The organism is Citrobacter sp. wls718 (genome assembly GCF_005280945.1).
In the GTDB taxonomy this organism is placed as follows: Bacteria; Pseudomonadota; Gammaproteobacteria; order Enterobacterales; family Enterobacteriaceae; genus Citrobacter; species Citrobacter gillenii.
The window spans coordinates 1-1,898 of record NZ_SZWV01000049.1; the positions used below are offsets into that span (position 1 = coordinate 1).

Genomic DNA, 1,898 nt, shown 5'->3' on the forward strand with positions numbered 1-1,898 from the left:
CAACAGCGCGAAAGACGATGCTGCAGGTCAGGCGATTGCTAACCGTTTCACATCTAACATCAAAGGCCTTACTCAGGCTTCCCGAAACGCCAACGATGGTATCTCTGTTGCTCAGACAACTGAAGGCGCGCTGTCTGAAATCAATAACAACCTGCAGCGTGTTCGTGAGTTGGCTGTTCAGGCAACCAACGGCACCAACTCCCAGTCCGACCTGGACTCTATCCAGAATGAAATCACCCAGCGTCTGGGCGAAATCGACCGCGTATCCGGTCAGACTCAGTTCAACGGCGTGAAAGTGCTGGCGTCCGACAGCTCCATGAAAATCCAGGTTGGTGCGAACGATGGCGAAACCATCACTATCGACCTGAAAGAAATCACCTCTAAGACTCTTGGCCTGACTGGCTTCAACGTGAACGGTAAAGGTGAAGTAGCGAACAAAGCTGCTACTGCAGATAGCCTGACGCTGGCTGGATTTGATAAAGGTGTACCTGATAAAGATGGTACCATTACTTTCAAAAAGGATGTCGATAATGCTAAAGCGACAGCCTCAGATGTGATGACAAGCGTTAAAGATAAAAGCACCTTACATTTTGACGGCACCGGTAATGGGCTTGGCGTTGCAGCCACAGATAATAAATACACTTACGATGCAGCAAGTAAATCGTATAGCTTTAGCGCGACAGGAGTTTCTTCTACAAACGCTCTGAATAAATTTGCTCCAAACGCCGGGGATTCATTCACCGCGAATGTAAAAATTGGCGCAACTACCCAAGATGTAAAAGTAAGTAAAGACGGAACTATCACATCCACAGATGGCAAAGCGCTTTTTCTGGATGCTAAGGGTAACCTGACCCAGACAAGTAACGGCCAGACTAAGGCGGCTACCTGGGATAATCTGATTGCTAATACCGATACTACCGGTTTAGACGCTTATGGTAATCCGACTGCATCAGCCGTAAACACAACGATTAAAGTTGGAGATACTACGATTACCTCAGTAGGCGGCAGTGCAGAAATGCACAAAGCTAATGCTTATTCAGCTGCTTATAAAACTGCATATGATAATGCTTATGCTACTAAATATAATGCAGATTATAAAACAACATATGACGCTCAAATTAAGGGCGGTGCTGATACTGCTGATGCTGAAGCCGCTGCAACTACTTTTGCTACAGGAACCGCAAAAACTGCGGGTGGTACCGCAGGTGTAGCAGCGGGTACGCTTGCAAAAACTGCAATGACTACTCCGTCTAACGCAACAGTAGACGTATCCGGAGCAAAAATTTCAGCTACGGAAATGGCAAAAGATATCAGCACTGGTGATTTCACGGTTACTGACGGCGAAGGGGCTGGTGTATATTCAGTTACTGCGGGCGCTGTAAAATATGATTCGGATGGCGCAGGAACTGCTGCTACAGCTAAGGATGCTTTTACCGATATCGAAGGTAAACTGACCAACGTCGCTAAAGAAACTGTGAACTACTATGCTCACTCCAATGGTGCTGTCACAAACAACGCTGGCTCAAAAATTTACCTAAATGAAAGTGGTAAACTGACTACCGAGTCCACCACAAAGTCAACATCTACCTCCGATCCGTTGAAAGCGTTGGATGACGCTCTGGCTAAAGTTGACGCACTGCGTTCCGACCTGGGTGCAGTACAGAACCGTTTCGATTCTGCTATCACCAACCTGGGCAACACTGTAAACAACCTGTCTTCTGCTCGTAGCCGTATCGAAGATTCCGACTACGCGACCGAAGTATCTAACATGTCTCGTGCACAGATCCTGCAACAGGCGGGTACTTCTGTTCTGGCGCAGGCTAACCAGACCACGCAGAACGTACTGTCTCTGCTGCGTTAATATAGTTTATAGTACTAAGGAAGGTGCGAATAAGCAG

1 protein-coding gene is annotated in these 1,898 nt (G+C 47.2%); it reads left to right on the forward strand.

What is annotated here, in order from left to right; all coding sequences use genetic code 11:
• Window positions 1–1,861 (forward strand): flagellin (locus FDW95_RS09130; RefSeq protein ID WP_137363481.1); only part of this gene is annotated, 1,861 nt, incomplete at its 5' end.
• Window positions 1,862–1,898 lie beyond the last annotated feature (37 nt).